Genomic DNA, 20758 nt, shown 5'->3' on the forward strand with positions numbered 1-20758 from the left:
ACGATCTGAAGGAACCCACAATGGCCAGTGACCAAGGAAATCTCGACGAACCCTTTGAGCTGTCAATCGATCTGGACCGTACCAGTTCAACGCCCCTGTACACCCAGATCGCCGAACCTCTCGAACATCTCATCTCCACCGGCACCCTCCTACCCGGCAGACTGATCGAAGATGAAATCTCCATGGCATGCCGCCTGTCCGTTTCCCGCCCCACCGCGCGCCGCGCACTCCAGGAACTCGTCTCCCGTGGCCTGGTGACCCGCCGGCGTGGCGTCGGCACACGCGTCACCCCCAAACACGTCCGCCGCCCCCTCGCCCTGACCTCCCTCAACGACGACCTGACAAAAGCCGGCTTCACCCCACACACCGAAGTGCTGCGCTATGAAGTTCTCCTGGCCGACGAGGATGATGCCGCCAAACTCGGATGCACCGTCGACGAGGAAATTGTTCGCGTCACCCGTCGCCGCTGGATCGACAACAAGCCACTGGCGATCATGACGAATCTGCTGCCGGCTCGCTACGCCCCCTCATTCACAGATCTGGCGCACCAGGGCTTGTATTCATGCATCCGCGAGCGCGGCATCGAGCTGCTGTCCGCCACCCAGTCTGTCGGTGCCCGAAACGCCAGCGAGGTCGAAGCGGATCTGTTACACATAGGAACTGGAAGCTCGCTTTTGACAATGGAGCGCACGGCATATGACGGTGCGGGCGCAGCAGTTGAATACGGCCTTCACTACTACGATGCCCAGCGCTACTCCTTCAAGTTCACACTCTCATCGGAATAAACAGGCGCCGAAGAGCCCGGCCCGCTCGACGCTGCACGTGAAAGGAGCAGGGCCGTGCGCGATAATCCGTGGCGCCGTCTTGTGACATATCTACTCACGACATTCGCGATCTCATGGATCTGTTGGGGCGCGACAGCACTCTTGGTCCACTTCACATCACTTCGCGCCACCGAGATTCCCGCTATGGCGTTGTTTGTTCTGGGTGGATTCGGCCCGACCATCGCCGCTTGCGTGTGCCTGCCGGGTGGTTTTTCGTGGAAAAATCTCGCGCATTTTCTGACCCGTCGTGCCCCGCACGCTGCGCTTTATTTTCTCCTGTGCGCTTTGCTTGAGGTCGCCGCATTCTGGCTGTCATCACACGGATGGAGTGCACCCGCCGACTCGGCAGGCACCTCATTGATCGCCATCGTGTCCATCTTCTTGGTCGTGACGCTGGTGGCCGGCGGCAATGAAGAGTGGGGCTGGCGTGGAATCATGCTGCCTCTGCTCGCGCGCCGCTTTCACAATTTCATAGCGCCAGACCTAGTAGCGGCCCTCGTTGTAGGGGCGGTATGGGCATGCTGGCATATCCCCCTGTGGTGGATCGACGGCAACCCGCATCAGGGATCCTCATTTGCGGCATTCGCACTGACCTCTTTCGCGCTCAGTGCGTGGTTGGGACTGTTGGTCGCCTTCACCAGATCAGTCCTGTGGTGCATGGTGTTCCACGGGACGGCCAATACGCTCATGACTGTGTTCCCACCGGCTGACGACATGCGCCATCACCTCGTCATTGCCGTCTGGTTCCTGCTTGCTATTCCCGCGTATTACGTGTTCCAGCGGGTGGCCCGTACCCTTTAGTTTCCTCCGGCCAGCATTGTGGTTCGAGGGCGAGCGCCCCGCATGCGCATATGCATACGCACTTCCTCAACGTCAATCATCGTCGTGTCGGTGTGACTACGGGCGGCAATATGGCGCGCATTCGTGCATTGAACATGGCGACGATCAGTCTGGTCGAATGACCGCAGCGTCGGGGTCATAGGTGTGGCGCCACGAAAAGTGTCGCGGAGTGTGCTCATCAGGTTTCACTCTCCTTCCTTGCCTTCTACCGTGCAACACTCAGCGCCGCTTGGCTACCCTCCAAACCGAAGGCAAGGGGAGATTCAGGGTAAACCCTGATGAAGTGAAGGGGTTATGCGCCCGGTTCTTCACGTCCCGTGAAGTTCGCAAAACGTGCCATATGACCCTGGAAGAGTGCGCGAATCGTCGCAGTTTCACCGTTACGGTGCTTGGCGACGATGATGTCGGCTTCACCGGGGCGTTCCTCGGAGTTGTAGTACTCCGGGCGGTGCAGCAACATGATGACGTCGGCGTCCTGCTCCAACGACCCGGATTCACGCAGGTCAGCCATCATCGGTTTCTTATCTGTTCGCTGCTCAGGCCCACGGTTCAGCTGTGCGACAGCCACGACCGGAACTTCAATATCTTTGGCGAGCAGCTTCAGCTGGCGAGACAGCGTGGACACTTCCTGCTGACGCGATTCCATCTCGCGTCCAGCTGTCATCAACTGCAGGTAGTCCACCACAACGAGGCCCAGGTTGTGCTGCTGTTTCAGTCTGCGGCACTTGGCCAGAATCTCCGTCATCGCCATGTTGGGCGAGTCGTCAATAAAGAGCGGAGCTTCGGACACTTTCGCCGTGGTGGCAGACACGCGCCTCCAGTCTTCACTGGTCATCTCACCTGCGCGCATCTTCTGCAAGAAGACGCCGGATTCTGCCGACAGCAGGCGCATGGCAATTTCGGAGCGCGACATTTCCAGTGAGAAGATCACCGATGTGACACCGTGGCGGATCGATGCCGAGCGGCAAAAGTCCAGTGCAAGTGTCGATTTACCCATTGCCGGTCGGGCGGCGACAATAATCATCTGACCGGGGTGGAGACCCTGGGTGAGTCGGTCCAGATCAGCAAACCCGGTGGGCACGCCCTTGAGCTTGTCCTTGTTGCGTTCAATTTCCTCAAGTTCGTCGAGGATGGACTCCGACACGTCCGACATCGACAGGTAATCAGTGCTCGCCTGACGTTCTGAAACAGCGTAGATTTCCGCCTGCGCCTGGTTGACGATTTCATCGACGTCGCCGCCGGCATCAGCGTAGCCGAGCTGCACAATGCGTGTACCGGCACTGACGAGGCGTCGCAGCAACGATCGCTCGCGCACAATTCGCGCATAATATCCGGCGTTCGCCGCTGTGGGGACGGCTGCAATCAGGGTGTGCAGATATGTGGCGCCTCCGACGCGCTGCAGCTCGCCGCGACGCTGCAATTCGCCGGCCACCGTGACGGCATCGGCCGGTTCGCCTCGGCCGGAAAGATCCACGATGACGTTGTGGATAGTTTCGTGAGCAGGCTTGTAATAGTCCGAGCCGCGAATCTCTTCCGTGACGTCGTTGATGGCTTCTTTCGACAGCATCATCGAGCCCAGCACAGAAATCTCCGCATCCAGATCCTGCGGTGGAACCCGGTCAAAATCTGAATCTGACGCCATCGGCCTGCCAATCCTTCCATTGCCTGCGCCCGCTCGTGCGCGCATACGCGAGGTTATCCTCTTTTTCCGCCTCACGCGAAGCTCTCAAGGATCACTTGATGTGGATAACGTGTGGATAGACTGTGCACAACTCGGCAGGTCGTCCACAGTACATGTGGATAAAGTTGGGACGGGGATCTGATCCCCACCACCATGCAAATCGCTCAAGAGGCGTTTTCATGCGGAACATCACCACCAGGTTGTCCACAGATCTATGCACAATGTGTGGACAACAAATAGGAGCGTAATCAGTGGATGAACAGAAGATGAATTCTTGCGACCCTCAAGATGAACATAAAGGTACGGTTTCATCCACGTCGCACTCCTCTCACAGCGCCCCCACCACCCCCTCAGGGTCACTGACCCGTCAGATTCTGTCCCTCGCAATCCCGGCACTGGGAGCACTCGTCGCAGCACCCATCTTCACCCTCATCGACACCGCGATGGTGGGCCACCTTGGCACTGAAGAGCTGGCCGGCCTGGCCACCGCCACCACCATCGTCCAAACCATCGTCGGACTGTTCGTCTTTCTGGCCTATTCCACAACCGCGCTCGCTGCACAGGCACTCGGGGCCGGTGACAGCGTGCGCGCCATTCGCTCCGGTATTGAAGCAATGTGGCTGGCAGCCGGATGCGGCATTGTCACCGCATGCGGCTTGATCCTGGGCGGTCGGGCGCTCGTGGAAGCCCTGGGCAATTCACCTGACGTCATGCCGCACGCGCTCGCCTACCTGCACACGGCCTCTCCCGGCCTGGTCGGAATGTTCGTTGTCCTGGCGGCCACAGGCACACTGCGCGGCCTGCTCGATACGACCACGCCGCTGTATGTTGCCGCCGGAGGTGCAGCACTCAACGTCGCCCTCAACGCGCTGTTCATCTACGGGCTGGACATGGGAATCGCCGGGTCGGGACTGGGAACCGCGCTGGCTCAGACACTGATGGCTGTCGTCCTTGTCGCCGTCATCTTGTCCAAAGCGCGAGGCCGGCACGTGTCCTTGCGGCCATCAGGAGCGGGAATCTGGAATGCGGCTCTGGACGGCGCTCCCCTGTTCGTGCGCACCGTCGCCATGAGGATCGCCACCATCGCCACCCTCATGGTTGCCACCTCCATTTCCGTCACCGCCTTGGCGGCACACCAGGTGGTCAACGCCGTGTGGATGTTCACCGCGCTGGCACTGGATGCGCTGGCCATCGCCGCGCAGGCATTGGTGGGCTTCGATCTGGGTGCCGGGCGCCGCGAGCACCTGCGCACCCTGCTGCGCAAACTCACCGTGTGGGGCGCAGCTGTCGGCCTGATTCTCGCGGTACTCATCGCTGCTTCCAGCCCGTTTTTGCCTCACTTCTTCGGCTCTGACCCATCGATGCACCGCATTGCGACATGGGCGCTGATTGCCAGCGCCTGCGCCATGCCGTTGGGAGGGGTCGTGTTTTTGCTTGACGGCGTCCTGATCGGCGCGGGGCACGGCAAGACCTTGGCCTTTGGCGGTGTCTTCATGATGGTGGTCTACCTTCCGTGTCTGTGGACACTGGACCGCTGGATGGCTGCCCAACGCATTGATGACGCACTGAGCCCGGCGGATCAAGGTATAGCAATGGTGGCGCTGTGGCTGATCTTCGGTTTCGTGTTCCTGGGGGTGCGCGGCCTCGTGAACGCGTGGCGCACCTGGTGGTCACCGCGCCGCGCTATTGCCGACCTGCACTGAACATGAGCCTCCTTGCCGGCGATCGGATGTGGCGAACTCGACCGCACAGATTCACCCCGCGGGGTAGCTAAGAGAGCCTCGAAGCGACTAAAATGGACACTCGGACCGTGTTCTGCATAAGGGACACTGTCCACGCATTACCCTCCTGTCACGGAAAGTCCGTGACCGCTAAGACCATAGGAGGTGGGTACACACGTGCGTACATATGAACTGATGGTGATCCTCGATCCAACGATCGACGAGCGCACCGTCGTCCCCATGATGGAAAAGTTCCTGGCCCCTGTGAAAGCCAGCGACGGCTCCGTCGAAAAGGTGGACGTCTGGGGCAAGCGTCGTCTTGCCTACGACATTTTGAAGCAATCTGAAGGCATCTATGTTGTCATTAACATGACAGCAACGCCTGAGGCTGCACAGGAAGCAACACGTCTGATGGGCTTGAATGAGTCCATCCTGCGCCACAAACTGATGCGCCCTGACGCACGCTGAATTAAGAGCGTTTGACCACCCACCAAAGGAGTTGACATGGCTGGAGAACCTGTCGTCACAATCGTCGGAAACCTGACCAGAGATCCCGAATTGCGTTTCACGTCATCGGGAGTAGCCGTTGCCGACTTCTCGGTGGCAATGACCCCACGCTCGTTCGACCGCAGTGCGAACGAATGGCGCGACGGAGACACACAGTTCTACCGTTGCTCCGTCTGGCGCGACGCGGCTGAGAACGTGGCCGAAACCCTGCGCAAAGGCATGCGCGTCATCGTCCAGGGTCGCCTGACTTTGCGGTCCTATGAAACGCGCGATGGCCAGCAGCGCAGTGAATTGTCCCTGCAGGTTGACGAGGTCGGCCCATCCTTGCGTTACGCAAAGGCTGAAGTGACCCGCATTCCTCGAGGCGATTCCGGCCAGGGCGGATACTCCCAGGGTGGATACCAGAGCCAGTCAGGCGCTGGCGCGCAAGGTGGTTCCGGCAGCTACCAGGGTGGATATGGTCAGCAACAAGGCAGCTACAATGCGCCCGCCGGAGGGTCCACTTCCGATCCGTGGCGCACCGAGGGAGCGTCCTCTTTCGGTGAAGAGCCGCCTTTCTAAATTCAATTGACGAGGGCGACGCTGATCTGACGCAACGCGCTTTCGCAATGCATTCTTATCGCTTCATTTTTCGTATGGGGTAATCACAGCGATTACCTGGATCCAAGGAGAACACTATGGCGAAGCCTCAACTTCGCAATAAGCCCATTAAGAAGAAGGCCAACCCGCTGAAGTCGGCCAAGATCGAATCCATTGACTACAAGGACACCGCTTTGCTGCGTAAGTTCATCTCGGACCGCGGCAAGATCCGTGCCCGCCGTGTCACTGGCGTATCCGTACAGGAACAGCGCCGCATCGCCAAGGCCGTCAAGAACGCCCGCGAGATGGCTCTGCTGCCGTACTCTTCGTCCGGTCGCTGAGATTCATAGGGAGGCTTTTTCTGATGGCAACAACGAAACTCATTTTGACCCACGATGTCGACAAGCTCGGTTCAGCCGGTGACGTTGTCGAGGTGAGAAGCGGTTACGCTCGCAACTACCTAGTTCCTCGCGGCCTTGCCACTGCATGGTCCAAGGGTGCTCAGCGCCAGATTGACGACATGGCTCGTGCTCGCCGCAAGCGCGAAATCGCGTCCGTCGACGATGCCCGCGTCGTGCGCGATCAGCTCCAGGAAGTCAAGTTCGTGACTGTTTCCGGCAAGACCGGTTCCAACGATCGACTCTTTGGCGCCGTTTCAAGTGCCGACATCGCTCAGGCCGTTCAGGATCAGATCGGCCAGACGATTGATCGCCGCAAGATCGTCATCCCTGCTCCGATCAAGACGCTGGGAGACTACACCGTCAAGGTCAACCTGCACTCTGAGGTGTCTGCAAACCTGCATGTCCGCGTCATCGCTGAGTGACAGTGACACACCACCGAGTGTGATCCCGGCGTTCCGATGAGTACTCCGTTTCTGTAAGGAGGCTCCGGGACGCCGGGCACATTCATACCGGGCCGCACCCGCGCAGTGGATTTTTTCCACACTGTGGGTGCGGCTCGATTTTCATGCAGTCGGATAGCCAACCGGCTAGGCCCACGTGCCCACCAGCGCCAGACGTCTAGGAGGATTGAGAGCCGCCCGTATCGTGGTCGTCATCGTGACCCTGACCAGGCTGGCTGGGCTGAGTCGGTTCAGCTGGTTCGGGTTGTGTGGGCTGAGTCGGTTCAGCTGGTTCGGGTTGTGTGGGCTGAGTCGGCTGGGTGGGCTGGACCGACTGAGGTTGTGTCGGCGTTGGTGGAGTGTTCTGTTGAACTGGGTTCGGTTCGGTGTACCACGAGTAGTCACCGTTAGGCAGGTCAGCAGTTGCAGCCTCCATGAATTTCACCCACACGTCAGCTGGCCAGTCGCCTCCGTGGAACTGATACAGGCCGCCGATGTTATCCAGCGAAACCGGGTTGCCGGCCTCGTCGGACTGATACATCGAGACACTGGCGACAAGGCCCGGAACCATTCCAACAAACTGTGCGGACTTCTGATCATCAGACGTACCGGACTTACCGGCCGCTTCACGTCCCAGAACTGCCGCCTTCTCACCGGTGCCACCCGGCTCCATCACTGCCTTGAGCGCCGGCATAATCGCGCTGACCGTCTCTGCATCAAAGACCTTTTCCGACTCAAGCTGCGCGCTGTAGACCTTGTTGCCAACAGAGTCACGCACCTCTCGCAGGATATGCGGGTTCATCCGTGTCCCGCCGTTGGCGATAGTGGCATACGCATGGGTGAGGTCAATGTTGTGCGTTGATGCCACACCCAACGTGTTGAGCAGCGTCGCATCGAGTCCGTTCGTGTCTTCAGGGATTCCCAGCTTCACGGCTGTGTCCACTGTCGCCTGCGGACCGACTTTCTCATTCAACGTCACAAAAGCCGTGTTGATTGAATAGGACGTTGCCTTAATCAACGACACATTACCCCACGAGGTGTTCCCCACGTTCGACACTGGTTCAGCCAGGCCGTCAAATGAGCGCGGTGAACTGCCATCAACCTGATCGTAGACACTGCCGCCCTGATCGGCATACGCCAGCAAGGTAAACGGCTTGAAGGTTGAACCGGCCTGTGCAATGTCATCAGTGACCGCATTACGTTGAACTTTTTGATAGTCACTGCCCGCAAACTCAGCGACGATCTCCCCCGTTGCAGGGTCAATGGCAGACAGCGCCACGTGCATGGAATCAGGGTTCCATCCCTCGACCTCGTTCATCATCTGGGCCGCATTGATTGCGGCTTCCTGACGAGCCTTGTCGATAGTGGTGATGATCGACAGGCCACCCGAATCGATCTGCTCATCAGTGAACGCACCTGTCTCGGCCAGCTCGCGACGCACCTGCTGCAGGAGGTAGCCGGTCGTCCCGGTCATTGACGAGGTCGTCTCCTGGAAATCAATGGTCTGCGGGAATTGCTGCTGATTTGCTTCCGCCTGGTCGATCCACCCGTCCTGCACCATCAGTGAGATGACTCGTTCCCACCGTGAGTGCGCCATATCAGGATCTTCTGCAGGATCCCACGCCGATGGTGCCGGGATGATCCCTGCCAGCAGCGCGGATTCTGACAGGGTCAGTTCTGATGCCGGATGTCCGAAAAAGACTTTCGAGGCTTCTTCGATGCCGTAGGCTCCCCGGCCGAAATAGATAGTATTGAGGTAGTTGCCCAGCACTTCGTCCTTGGTTTGCTCACGGTTGATCTTCACCGCCAGGACCGCTTCCTTGACCTTGCCTTTCAGCGAAGTAGTCTCACCCATGTAGTAGCGCTCCACGTACTGCTGGGTGAGCGTGGAGCCACCTTGTCGCGGCAGTCCTCTCAGATTATTGACGAGGGCACGCGCAATGCCTTTCAGATCTATTCCGGAGTTGGAATAGAAAGTGCGGTCTTCGGAGGCAACAACGGCCTGCCCCACATAGTCCGGCAATGTGGACGTGTCGATGATGGAGCGATTGATCTCAGAGAACTTCCCCATCTCGGAGGTGCCGTCCGCGTAATACACGGTGCTGGTCTGAGCCAGGGCCACCTGGTCGGCCTTGGGAATATCCAACGTGGCGTACAGGAACAGGAAGGATGCCAGTCCGGCAATAATGACGCCGAGGACGCTGAACACGAAGGCAAGGCCGATGCGTTTACCCCATGACCGCCTTTTGCGCCCATTCGCTGTGCGTCCACTGGTCTTGCGTGAGTTCGACCGGCTGGTTTCGCCTTTCCGCCCACCGGCATTGCCTGCCGCAGTGGAGCCAGCCTGCCTGGAAGTCCCGGGCGACGAGTTGGAAGCGGATGACCGATGGGTTCCTTCATGTCGCGCTGCGCGCTTGGGGAATGCCGGATCGGGACGCATCGCCCCTCGCGATGTGCCGTGCGATGAGCGGGACGAGTGACGCCCGTTCTTGGCCTCATCCGGATTCATCCTGCCGTTTTTCGACACGCGTTCACCTTTCGTTACAGGCACCGTCTCTATGAGCCTTGCCCTTCAGCGTAAGCATGTCGACGGTGATCGCGCCATGAACCGCGCCACTATTCCCCTCGTTTCACATGGAAATCCCAGCTTTTCCATGAAGGGAATCACACCTGGGTATGGTCCGAGCCTAGTCCCACTGTTCTTCAGGCTTGCCCTCGTCAGCCCACCGCGTGTGGAATGTTCCCTCGCGATCGACGCGCCGGTAGGTGTGCGCGCCGAAGAAATCACGCTGACCCTGAATCAGTGCTGCCGGCAGTCGGTCGGCACGCACCGTGTCGAAGTAGGCCAGGCACGACGAGAACACGGGGGTAGGAATGCCGTGCGTCGCTGCCAATGCCACAATCTTGCGCAGTGACGGGATGCATTCCTCGATCCGGGAGGCGAAGGGTTCGGCTGCCATGAGCAGAGGCAGATCGGGATCCTCGTCGTACGCCTGCCCAATGTCGGACAGGAACGTGGCACGAATGATGCATCCTGCGCGCCAGATCCGCGCCACAGAACCCTTGTCAATCGTCCAGTTGTAGGCGTGTGCCCCCTGAGCGATCTCATCGAATCCCTGTGAGTAGGCGATGATCTTGGAGGCGAACAGGGCGCGTCGTACGTCCTCAACAAAGGAGTCATGATCGGCCTGTTCCACCTTCAGTTCCTGGGCGTGGCCCTCCATGTGTTGTGCGGCTTCACGCTGCGTGGTCTGCGAGGATGCGCCGCGCGCAAAGGTTGCTTCAGCAATGGCGGTGACGGGAACTGCCAGGTCCAGCGCTGTTTGCACGGTCCACTTGCCGGTGCCTTTCTGCGATGCCTGGTCCACGATCATATCCACCAGCGGCTCACCTGTGCTTGCATCCTTGTGGCGCAGCACCTGCGCCGTGATCTCGATGAGGTACGAATTCAGCTCGCCCGCATTCCATTCGTCGAAAATGTCCGCCAGTTCGGACGGTGTAGCACCCATGCCGCGGCGCAGCACGTCGTAGGCCTCCGCGATGACCTGCATATCTGCGTATTCGATGCCGTTGTGTACCATCTTGACGAAGTGACCCGCGCCGTCAGCACCCACGTGCGTACAGCACGGCTCGCCGTCCACATGGGCGGAAATCGTTTCAAACATCGGGCCAAGGCGCTTGTAGGACTCTTCGGTTCCACCCGGCATGATGGACGGCCCCCACAGAGCACCTTCCTCACCGCCTGAAACGCCAGCACCGACAAAGTGCATCCCACGCTCACGCACCCACTTTTCACGGCGAATCGTGTCAGTGAACAGGGAGTTTCCACAGTCCACGATAATGTCACCCTCGTCCATGTGGTCCGCAAGCTGTTCGATGACCCAGTCAGTGGCCTCACCTGCCTGCACCATAATGATGGCCACGCGCGGCTTTTCGAGCGATTTCACGAAGTCTTCGGTGGTTTCCGAGGGAATGAAGATGCCCTCGGATCCGTCGCCATGTTGGTCCATGAGGCGCAGCGTGCGACCGGGTGAACGATTCGTCACCGCAGTGCGATACCCGTTGCGTGCGAGGTTACGCGCAAGATTCGACCCCATCACGCCCATTCCATACACGCCAATATCAGCACTTGCCGTTTCAGGTGAAGTAATCGTCATCGTGAGCTTCTTTCATCCTTTGTCGTGGCGCGAGGGCGTCCGATCCACGCTATGACGCCCTTCACATTGAGTGTACAGTCCGGCCACTGTTTTACGGTGCGAACGCCGTGCCTTGGGCGGCCGGCGGGTGTTTCAGTCCCTGGCACCCTGCTCGGTCCACCAGCGCAGTAGTTCCTCACGTGCCGCGTCCTGACCCATCGGGCCGTTCTCCATGCGCAGGTCCAGCAGGTGCTGGCGTGCTCGACCCACATCGCGGCCAGGTGGAATGTTGAGGATTTCCATGATCTGACTGCCATCCAGATCCGGCCGGATCGCATCGAGTTCTTCCTGTTCACGTAGTTGAGCGATGCGTGCTTCCAGATCGTCATAAGCGGCCGACAAGTGCATCGCTTTCCGGCGGTTGCGCGTCGTGCAGTCAGCTCGAGTGAGGCGGTGCAGGCGCTCCAACTGGTCACCAGCATCAGCAACGTAGCGGCGCACAGCCGAATCAGTCCAGGCCTGTTCGCCATAACCGTGGAAACGCAGATGCAGCGCCACCAGATGCGTCACCGCATCAACTGTGTGTCTGTCAAAGGTCAAGGCCTTGAGGCGTTTGCGCGTCAGTTTCGCGCCGACAATCTCGTGATGGTGGAACGACACGGTGCCGTCTTTTTCAAAGCGCCGCGTGGCAGGCTTGCCCACATCGTGCATGATCGCGGCCAGCCGCAAAATCAGGTCCGGTGCCGGCACAGCGCCATCGAGCCCGGTTTCCAGGTCCATCGCCTGATCGAGCACGGTCAGCGTGTGCTCGTACACGTCCTTGTGGCGACGGTGTTCGTCGCGCGTATCGACCAGTGCGTCCAGCTCCGGAATGACAACAGCTGCCACGCCGGTGTGCACCATGAGTTCGATGCCGCGCCGCGGGTACGGGCTGACCATCAGGCGTTCAAATTCGGCCCGGATCCGTTCGTTGGACACAATCGACAGCCGTGAGGCCATCGACTCCATCGCATCCATCACATCCATGTCGACGTCGATGCCCAGTTGGGCGGCAAAACGCGCCGCACGCATGATGCGCAGCGGGTCGTCGTCGAATGATTGTTGAGCGGTGACAGGTGTGCGCAGGCGTCCGTCGGCCAGATCGTCAAGACCGTGGTGAGGGTCCACAAGTGCCATCGTCGGCAGCCGCATCGCCATGGCGTTGACAGTGAAGTCTCTGCGCGTCAGGTCTCCCTCGAGCGTGTCTCCGAATGTGACGTCAGGCTTGCGTGAGCCGATGTCATACTCGTCGCACCTGTATGTGGTGATTTCCACAACGATGTGATCTTTGCGTGCTCCGATCGTGCCGAACTTCTTGCCGATGTCCCACACGGCGTCGGCCCACTTGCTGAGCAGCTCCTCGGTTTCGTCGGGGCGTGCCGATGTTGCGAAGTCGAAGTCATGCGGCGTCACGCCGAGGAACGCGTCGCGCACAGGTCCGCCCACCAGCGCAATTTCCTGGCCAGCGTCGTCAAAAAGGTGCGCCATTTCCAGTACTTGCGCAGGTAGATGGCTGAATGTGCGTTGAGCGTTGACCAGCAAAGCTGGCACGTCCTGAGATCCGACACCCTCGAGTGCGCGTGTCTTCACACCGTGTCCTTTCAGTTGCTGGCGGTCAGCGTGGGAACCGTGCTTGTGCGTATCCATTACGTACTAGAGTGCCACGTTTTCAGGCCTCGAAAAACCTCAGGAGCCGCGACGCAGGAATGTCACGTCACCCGCCATCGCTCCAAGACTAATAGAGTGGAACTATGTCAGCCCGTCGTTATGAGCGCCGTGTGGGGACACCTCGTCCCCCACGCCACCATGCCTCGATACGGGCGTATCACTCTGCCAGTTCCCGCCTGCCGATTGTGGGAGAAACATCGGCGGGCGGCCTCGTTATCGATGTTGTCAACGGTACCCCTTACGCAGCGATCATTGCGCGACGTAACCGGGCCGGCCGCATCGAATGGTGCCTGCCGAAAGGCCACCTGGAGGGACGCGAAACCGCTCAGGAAGCCGCATTGCGCGAAGTTGCGGAAGAGACGGGGATTACCGGACGGATCATTCGTCACCTCGCGTCGATCGACTACTGGTTTTCCTCTCCTGATCGGCGTGTTCACAAGGTGGTGCACCACTTCCTCATGGGCTACGTGTCGGGATCGATCACCGTGGAAATGGACCCTGATCACGAAGCTGAAGACGCGTCGTGGGTATCCTTGCAGCAGCTGATGCGCCAACTCGCCTATCCGAACGAGCGTCGTATCGTCAGAATCGCATTGGATCTTTTGTACCGGGACGTGTGATGAAGAGCCGCGCACGCGTTTTCTCCACGGTCGTCACTGCCATTGTGACTGCCGCGTGCCTGTGCGCGCCCGCGGGTGCCTCGAGCATGCCACTAACTGACACCAGTGCGCGTGTTGCTTCTTTTACTTCCACGTCCGAGGGTGACCCGTCCGGTATTCACACCACGCGCCCCAGCGTGCTCGGTGAAGCCGATGAGGGCGGCAATCTGCAGGTGTCGATCACGTCGATCACACCCACTGTCCTTGATGACACGTCAACGCTCACCGTGTCGGGCACATTGACGAACCTTTCGGGTGCACAGGCCACCTCGTCAACTGTGCTGCGCCTGTTCATGTCCGTCCATTCAGCGGTCGCGGCACCTGACCTGAGCGCATACTTTTCGGGCCACACTGATGCCGGCATCCCGGTAGCCGAACGCACCATCGACAGGCAGCTTGGCCCGCGTCAGAAAGTGGGTTTCACCTTGTCGGTTCCCGCCGAGGAGCTGCCGCTGGATGACAGTTTTGAGTGGGGGCCGCGCGGTATTTGCGTCCAGGCGCTGGCCACGACTGATGAGGGTGATATAGACGGTGAGGACCGCTCCGTGGTCGTGTGGGATTCTTACTATGAGCGTCAGCAGACACCCATATCGGTGCTGGTTCCTTTCACGTCGACTCAGGCATTTGGCTCCACGGAGCAGTGGAAAGCTCTCAGTGAACTTGCCCGCACACCAGGCGTGACACTGGCTGTTGATCCTGAAGCGTTGACCAGTTTTGTGCGCACCGGCATTCTTGACGCCGACGGGCGGCTGCGCTCACCGACTACGACCGCTGACCAGGCTCAATCTGCCGGGACAAGCGCCCAGCCGCAGTCGACTGCTCCGACCAGCCAGTCCCAATCCACTGCCCGTTCCGATTCTGATTCGGCCTCCCCGGCGCAATCCGGTAAAAGCAGCCAACCTGAAGGCACTCAGTCCGGCAGCGCGAACGGCACGGCGGCAGATGCAGGCTCTCAATCCGGCGATCAGCCTCAAAGCGGAAGCGCCGGTCCAGCAGAGATGACTCCGTTTCCTCATTGGCCTTCACCCAGGTACCCCACACCGTCATGGTGGCATTCACCGGCAACTTCCGCGTTTGTCTCGCGCGCACTGGACACCCTCGTCGGATCGGGGGGGCAGGTTGTTGCCCTGCCCAGCATGGATGCAGACCCCGCTCGGCTGCAAGAGCTAGGCGATGAGCGTCTGACCGAACTGGCGCGTGAGTCGATGAGCGTTTTCGGCACGCTGTCCACGCCCGAGCAGGTCGTCAATCAGGCCGGTCAGGCAGATTCGACCACATCACGCACTGGTTCAGCTCAGTCAGTCAGCGTCATCGGATCAGTGCTGTGGCCACGCTCATCGACTTTCGGGCTGTCCATGCTGCCGGAGTCAACTGGCCGCACGATCATTGCACCCGCCGGTGAAGTCGCGCCTCCCGAGGACGCCTCTTTCACATCCGTGACACGCGTCGAAGTCGATGCTGATGATGGTCACACCCACACGGAGGGCGCATCTGATTCGACTCGCACGGTGCTGACCTCGACTCGTGAGCTCACGGAGTTGCTGGCGTGGGATGCGCCTACAGACAGCGATGAGCTGGATGCGCGTCAGGCAGCCCAGGCAATGGGTGCTCTGATCACGCGTCAGCTTCCCAATATCGCCCGACCTCAGCTCGTGACCGTGGCGCGCAACACCGCCGTCAACTCCAAACTGGTATCACGTATCCGCTCCCTGACACAGTCGGACTGGATGGCACCGCGTTCCTTCGCCGAGATTGCAACGTCAGAGCCCACCGATACCGAGCGTGAAGACGTACATCCCACACCTGAGGTCCCTGACCATTGGGAGCACACACTGCACACGCTGAACGAAGTACGCGCTCAGGTTGCAGCCTTGGCGACCGCACTCGACGAACCCCACCAGCTGACGAGCGTCGTCAACATGGCGATGCTCAACGCCGTCAGTGCAGGACACGACGATGATCACGCCATTGAGGCGGCGAAGAACCTGCAGGGAGCGATCAGCGAGCTGTACTCACTGGTCCATGCCGAACCATCAGCGACGATCAATGTCATTAACAAGACGGCTGCGTTCCCTGTGCGCGTGACGAATAAGCTACCGTGGACAATCACCGTCACCGCAACGCTGAAACCTGACGATGCGCGTCTTCGTGCGACACCCAGCGCCGCTCAGCCCCTCGAGGCGAACTCCACTGGTAACGTCGAAGTTCCAGTTCAGGCCATCGGATCGGGGAATATCGACGTCACCTACATTGTGGCCACACCGCGTGGCACCATACTCGATAGCTCTCAGTCCGTCATGGTACGTTTGCGCGCACAGTGGGAGGATATTGGGACGTGGTCAATCGCGGGGCTGGTTGCAGTGGCGTTCTGCGTCGGTTTGATTCGCAATGTGCGCTCGCAGTGGCGATCACGCGACCCGTTAGTGTCGTCGCGACGCAAGCACACACACTCAGATGATGGAGACACACCATGAACCAGTCACACGATGCATCTGATTCGCGTGCCCCCAGGCAGACGTCCCTGCTGAAGTCGTCAGCCATCATGGCGTCAGGCACCCTGGTCTCCCGCATCCTCGGATTCGTGCGAACCGCGCTGCTGATCATCGCGATCGGTGAAGGTGCCGGCTCCGTGTCAGCGACCTTCCAGGTGGCCAACACGCTGCCCAACACGGTCTACAACATTCTGGCGGCAGGTGTCATCGACGCTGTCCTCGTTCCGCAGATCGTGCGCGCACTGAAGTCGCGTTCTGGGGATCGTTACGTCTCGCGCCTCCTCACGCTGGCCGGACTGATCCTATTCGGCGTCACCATCGTGATGATGGTGGGCTCGCCGCTCCTGGTGACATTGTTCGCCTCCAGTTACGAGGGTCCCGCCCGCGCACTGACCATCACCTTCACATTGCTGTGTTTGCCGCAGATTTTCTTCTATGGGGTGTACAACCTGCTGGGCGAATTGCTGAACGCGCGCGGCATGTTCGGTCCCTATATGTGGGCGCCGGTGCTCAACAATGTCATCGCCATCCTGGGTCTGAGCATCTTCCTGATCTTGTGGGGCCCTCACCACGGTGTCTTCCCGATTGAAGAATTCACCTCTTCTCAGTTCTGGGTGCTGGCCGGATCGGCCACGCTCGGCGTGATCCTCCAGGCATTGATCTTGCTGATACCGCTGCGTCACGCTGACGTGAAGCTGCGCATCGACTGGCATTTCAAGGGCACGTCCTTCAAGTCCGCCTCACGCGTGGCCGGCTGGACGTTCGCCACGCTCGGCGTGAGCCAGATCGGCATTATTTCAACAACGAACCTGGCTACGCAGGCTGACCACTGGGCCACTCTGCATGACGCGTCCATTGCCGGTTACGTGGCCTACACGGCAGCGTTCATGGTGTACATGGTTCCTCAGTCATTGATCTCCGTGTCGCTGGCGACCGCGATCTTCACTCGGATGGCCAATGCGGTCACCGAAAATGATCACCGGGAGGTCGCGCGGAATTTCCACACAGGCGTCAATGTCATCACCTTGTTGACGCTGCTGGCTGCGGCCATTTTGATCGCGGCAGCTGTGCCGGTCATGCAGCTGGTGTTGCCGATGGCCTCGCCGGAGAATGTGCGCGCCTACGCGGCAGTGTTGATCGCCCTGATGCCGGGCGTTGCTTCGACCGGCATGGTGCTGATGAGCCAACGCGTCTTCTTCGCCTACGAGGATGCCAAACCTGTTTTCCTGATGGGAATCGTCCCGACGATCATTCAGATCATCGTCGGATGGTCAGTTTTCTTCCTGGCAGGACCCGGCTGGTGGACGATCGGGGCCAGCGCAGCTGAAACGGTGTGCCGACTCCTCCAGGGCTTTATCGCCGTCTTCTGGGTTGCGCGAAAGATTCGCTACGTCAACCCGGGTCTGATTGTCGCCAGCTATATCAAATACTTCACTGCCGCCGGTGTGGGGGGTCTGGCCGGTGGTGTGGCTATCTGGCTGATGGGGGCTTCCACCCCGATCGATCAGTGGGTGGCGCGTTGGCTGGTCGCAGCTGTGAAAGCCGTGGTGGTCGCCCTCGTCGTCACCATCGTGTTCGCATTGATGATGCGTCTGCTTGATCCTGCCTCCACCAGTGATGCTGTGCGCAAGGTGAACCGGCGACTACCCGTACCAGCGTTGATCCGCAAGGTGTTCGTCGTTGAAGGAGCGGGCGCCTCCACTGCCTCTTTTGCTTCACACGCACGTACCACCGTGCCGCAAGCCCCCGACGCTGAGCGCGACGAGTCGGATTCAGCTGCCGCAGATCGCGCGCAGCCGACAGCAGATTCTGGTGAGCAGCAAAGCACGCAGGCCGACGCGGTGGTGGACGGGTCCTCGCACGATACCGATTCGCAACGCACGCAGATTCACTTCTTTGACTGGTCAAAGTTCCTGGGTCGCGAGCAGGCTGAGGTTGGTCAGGAACTCACCGACGCGCAATACGACACCACTCTTCATGCTGACCCGTTCCCCGCTGACGCTCATCACAGTGATGACCCGGCCCAGGTGGAAGAGGATGCACAGATCCTCTCGAGCATTCTGCAAAGAGGGTTTTCACCTTCAGATCCGACGAACACGGGTGAGATGCCGGTGGTCAGCAGGTGGGGTGCCGCGGCGCCGGAGCCGGATGCTCAAGACGGCCTCGCCTCGGCGGTGACGCCCGACGAAGAGACTCCACACTTAGTACAATCCCAAGCGAACGACCTGCGCGCCTCTGAACCGACGCCAGCTCACACACCTAAGGAGCATCCCGTGCCCTACCCACCCGAACCTGATGAGAACGACGAACTCGATCAGTTTGGCTCTCATGAACATGGCGCTCATCAGCCCGCGCGTCCCAGCTTCGATGAGATTGCGTTCGGCAGGCTCACCGATCATGCCTCCTCGGGTCACGAGTCGAGTGATCACTCCGTGCCGCCGGCAGCTGCCGCTTCAGGTGGCATAGGTGCGGCCGGCGCTCTAGGTACAGCCGGCACAGCAAGTACGACGGGAACAACCGAGGCTGCGGGAGCTGCGTCTGAGACCGGGCAATCTGCAGCAACCGAACAGCCCACAGCAACCGAGCAGCCCGAGCCGGCCTCGAACGCATCTTCGACGACAAGCCGTGCCCTCACCACGCGCATCAATCCCACGATTCCGACCGTGATTTTTGCGGCGATCCTGGTCATCGGTGGCGGGCTGTGGGGTGTCAAGACCATGCTCGCACCTGTATCCGGCGAAGGCTTCTCATTCAGTCCTACCCACAACGAGCAGGAATCCGGCCAATCTGCAGAACAGTCAGGATCCGGCCAGTCAGGATCCGATCAACCTGTCGAACCGGAAATCATCCGTCCGCAGGTCACCTCCGTGGATGCTTTGTCGTGGCGTAACGACAATGGTGACAACCCGGACCAGGCGATCTACGCCATCGACGGGAAACTGGACACCGCATGGAGGTCGCGTTCCTTCGACTACAACCAGTTCCCGCCCGATGAGATCGTCTCACTCAAACTGAACCTGCAGGAAAAGGCCACCGTGTCCAAGGTGACTGTCCACATGGCTCCGGGCACTACCGGAGGCGAGCTGGTCCTCACCTCCGTCGACCCGTCAGTTGACGTCACCGCTGCACGTCACGGCACAGAGCTGGCAACCACGGCAATGAGTCCGACAACTGACATCACATTACCGGAGCCTGTTGAGACCCAGGGCCTCGTGTTAATGTTCCGCTACATGCCCTCGTCTGACGAAGGTAGCAACCAGGCGTGGGTCTATGAAGTCACTGTGGAATGACAAGGTGCATCATGACTGATTTTTCCGTCTCCTCTATCCCCTCTATCAACGCAATCAGCCTGGGCGACAGTCAGGCGGACGATGCAACGGCCCCTCAAACCGCCGACCAGGCCACCGAGGCTACACAGTCTCACACCGACGGCACCGTTCATGACGTCATCATCGTCGGATCAGGCCCCGCCGGATACACGGCAGCTGTCTATACCGGGCGCGCCGGCCTGAGGCCCATCGTCATCGCAGGTGAACTGGACGCAGGTGGCGCCCTGATGAACACGACGGACGTGGAGAACTTCCCCGGTTTCCCTGAGGGTATCCTCGGGCCCGAACTCATGGAGAATATGCGTGCCCAGGCCGAACGCTTCGGTGCCGATATTCGTTTCGAGGATGCCCGCAGCGTCAGCCTCGAGGGCGACGTCAAGACCGTGACACTCGATGACGAGACACTGCAGACTCGCACCGTGATTCTCGCGACCGGCAGCGAATACCGCCACATGAACGTGCCAGGTGAAGATGAGCTTTCCGGCCACGGCGTCAGCTACTGCGCCACCTGCGACGGCTTTTTCTTCAAGGACAAGGACCTGGCGGTCATCGGTGGCGGCGACTCTGCAATGGAAGAAGCAACCTTCCTGACTCGTTTCGCACAGTCCGTCACGATCGTTCACCGTCGCGACGAACTGCGCGCCTCCAAAGTGATGGCAGACCGCGCCAAGGCTGACCCGAAGATTTCCTTCGCGTGGAACTCGACAGTAGCCAGCGTCGAGGGCGACACCGAGGTGGAAGGCCTCGTTTTGCGTTCCACCGTTGACGACTCTGAGACCACCTTGCCCGTCCAGGGCGTGTTCGTTGCGATCGGACACCTGCCACGCACCGACATCGTGCGCGGCCAGATTGACCTGGACGAAGCCGGTTACATTACCGTGAACGAGCCGTCGACCCACACATCACTGCCTGGCGTATTCGCCTGCGGTGACGCAGTGGACCACATGTATCGGCAGGCCATTACGGCAGCGGGATCAGGGTGCCGAGCCGCCCTCGACGCTGAACGGTACCTGGCAACACTGTGAAGCGTGTCGACCTGCGTGAACTCGACACGCTCCTTTCCGACGACCGCATCGTTTTCATTGCATGCCTGGCCCACTGGAGTCCCGAATCGCGCATGGTTGAGCCGGTTTTCGACGAACTTGCAGGTGAATTCGCTGCAGATGTCACGGTTGTGGCTGTCGATACCGACGCCCCGCAGTTCGTCACCTTTGCGAAACGATGGCATGTGACGTGGGTTCCCAGCGCCGTCCTGATCAATCCGTATGACGACGAGCAGCCCACCCGCACGTGGGATGGTGCGCAACCGAAAACCGAGTTGCGTCACGGACTGGACAGTGCTTGCGCGATGAAACATCGGCGCGCTAGTGTGACCTGATTCATCATATGTCGCCTCACGAGTGTCACCGTTACTGACCGTGTGTGAAGTGGTGGCACACTGG

17 protein-coding genes are annotated in these 20758 nt (G+C 59.9%); 12 read left to right on the forward strand and 5 right to left on the reverse strand.

Going from position 1 to position 20758, the window contains the following annotated elements:
* Positions 1-20: 20 nt before the first annotated feature.
* Both AC1EJZ_RS00280 and AC1EJZ_RS00285 read left to right on the forward strand, forming a co-directional pair.
* Positions 21-785, forward strand: a complete 765-nt coding sequence (locus AC1EJZ_RS00280) for a GntR family transcriptional regulator (protein WP_480293737.1) — start codon at positions 21-23, stop codon at positions 783-785.
* Positions 786-968: 183 nt separating this feature from the next.
* Positions 969-1625, forward strand: a complete 657-nt coding sequence (locus tag AC1EJZ_RS00285) for a CPBP family intramembrane glutamic endopeptidase (protein ID WP_480293738.1) — start codon at positions 969-971, stop codon at positions 1623-1625.
* Here AC1EJZ_RS00285 and AC1EJZ_RS00290 read toward each other — a convergent pair.
* Complete coding sequence (locus AC1EJZ_RS00290) at positions 1622-1843, reverse strand: hypothetical protein (protein WP_480293739.1); 222 nt, start codon at positions 1841-1843, stop codon at positions 1622-1624. The genes AC1EJZ_RS00285 and AC1EJZ_RS00290 overlap by 4 nt on opposite strands.
* 113 nt (positions 1844-1956) lie before the next feature.
* Complete coding sequence (gene dnaB / locus AC1EJZ_RS00295; RefSeq protein ID WP_058237603.1) at positions 1957-3306, reverse strand: replicative DNA helicase; 1350 nt, start codon at positions 3304-3306, stop codon at positions 1957-1959.
* A 290-nt stretch (positions 3307-3596) separates the two neighbouring features.
* Between dnaB and AC1EJZ_RS00300 the strand changes: the two genes are divergently transcribed.
* The 5 genes from AC1EJZ_RS00300 (at position 3597) to rplI (ending at position 6975) form a co-directional block, all read left to right on the forward strand.
* On the forward strand, positions 3597-5048 hold the full coding sequence (locus AC1EJZ_RS00300) for an MATE family efflux transporter (RefSeq protein WP_480293740.1): 1452 nt from the start codon (positions 3597-3599) through the stop codon (positions 5046-5048).
* Positions 5049-5243: 195 nt separating this feature from the next.
* Positions 5244-5534 carry a 30S ribosomal protein S6 gene (gene rpsF / locus AC1EJZ_RS00305; RefSeq protein WP_058237602.1) on the forward strand — a complete coding sequence of 97 codons (291 nt, stop codon included), beginning with the start codon at positions 5244-5246 and terminating at the stop codon, positions 5532-5534.
* A 36-nt stretch (positions 5535-5570) separates the two neighbouring features.
* Positions 5571-6134 carry a single-stranded DNA-binding protein gene (locus AC1EJZ_RS00310; protein WP_070726052.1) on the forward strand — a complete coding sequence of 188 codons (564 nt, stop codon included), beginning with the start codon at positions 5571-5573 and terminating at the stop codon, positions 6132-6134.
* A 116-nt stretch (positions 6135-6250) separates the two neighbouring features.
* Positions 6251-6493, forward strand: a complete 243-nt coding sequence (gene rpsR / locus AC1EJZ_RS00315; protein WP_058237600.1) for a 30S ribosomal protein S18 — start codon at positions 6251-6253, stop codon at positions 6491-6493.
* A gap of 23 nt (positions 6494-6516) precedes the next feature.
* Entirely contained in the window at positions 6517-6975 is a 459-nt protein-coding gene (gene rplI, locus AC1EJZ_RS00320; protein WP_058237599.1) for a 50S ribosomal protein L9, read from the forward strand.
* 196 nt (positions 6976-7171) lie between these two features.
* Here the strand turns inward: rplI and AC1EJZ_RS00325 are convergent, their stop codons facing one another.
* The 3 genes from AC1EJZ_RS00325 to AC1EJZ_RS00335 form a co-directional block, all read right to left on the reverse strand.
* Positions 7172-9544, reverse strand: a complete 2373-nt coding sequence (locus AC1EJZ_RS00325) for a transglycosylase domain-containing protein (protein ID WP_480293741.1) — start codon at positions 9542-9544, stop codon at positions 7172-7174.
* 136 nt (positions 9545-9680) lie between these two features.
* Positions 9681-11150 (reverse strand): NADP-dependent phosphogluconate dehydrogenase, encoded by a 1470-nt coding sequence (gene gndA / locus AC1EJZ_RS00330; RefSeq protein ID WP_058237597.1) that lies wholly within the window; start codon positions 11148-11150, stop codon positions 9681-9683.
* 132 nt (positions 11151-11282) lie between these two features.
* Positions 11283-12707, reverse strand: coding sequence for a CCA tRNA nucleotidyltransferase (locus tag AC1EJZ_RS00335; RefSeq protein ID WP_082628699.1), 1425 nt, complete (start codon positions 12705-12707; stop codon positions 11283-11285).
* Between the two features lie 212 nt (positions 12708-12919).
* Between AC1EJZ_RS00335 and AC1EJZ_RS00340 the strand changes: the two genes are divergently transcribed.
* The 5 genes from AC1EJZ_RS00340 to AC1EJZ_RS00360 are packed head-to-tail and all read left to right on the forward strand — an operon-like array spanning position 12920 to position 20694.
* A complete protein-coding gene (locus tag AC1EJZ_RS00340) occupies positions 12920-13456 on the forward strand; it encodes an NUDIX hydrolase (RefSeq protein WP_082628632.1) in 537 nt (178 codons plus the stop codon).
* The gene (locus AC1EJZ_RS00345) at positions 13456-15969 is read left to right on the forward strand and encodes a DUF6049 family protein (protein ID WP_480293939.1); all 2514 of its coding nucleotides are present in this window, start codon (positions 13456-13458) and stop codon (positions 15967-15969) included. Before AC1EJZ_RS00340 ends, AC1EJZ_RS00345 begins: the two co-directional genes overlap by 1 nt.
* Positions 15966-19277 carry a murein biosynthesis integral membrane protein MurJ gene (gene murJ / locus AC1EJZ_RS00350; RefSeq protein WP_480293742.1) on the forward strand — a complete coding sequence of 1104 codons (3312 nt, stop codon included), beginning with the start codon at positions 15966-15968 and terminating at the stop codon, positions 19275-19277. The genes AC1EJZ_RS00345 and murJ overlap by 4 nt, the downstream gene beginning before the upstream one ends.
* 11 nt (positions 19278-19288) lie before the next feature.
* Positions 19289-20341: a thioredoxin-disulfide reductase gene (trxB, locus tag AC1EJZ_RS00355; protein WP_092648034.1), complete on the forward strand. Its 1053-nt coding sequence runs from the start codon at positions 19289-19291 to the stop codon at positions 20339-20341.
* The gene (locus AC1EJZ_RS00360; protein ID WP_070726064.1) at positions 20338-20694 is read left to right on the forward strand and encodes a thioredoxin family protein; all 357 of its coding nucleotides are present in this window, start codon (positions 20338-20340) and stop codon (positions 20692-20694) included. The genes trxB and AC1EJZ_RS00360 overlap by 4 nt, the downstream gene beginning before the upstream one ends.
* Positions 20695-20758: the final 64 nt, after the last annotated feature.

The sequence above is a fragment of the Pauljensenia sp. C0170B5 genome, assembly GCF_056590195.1.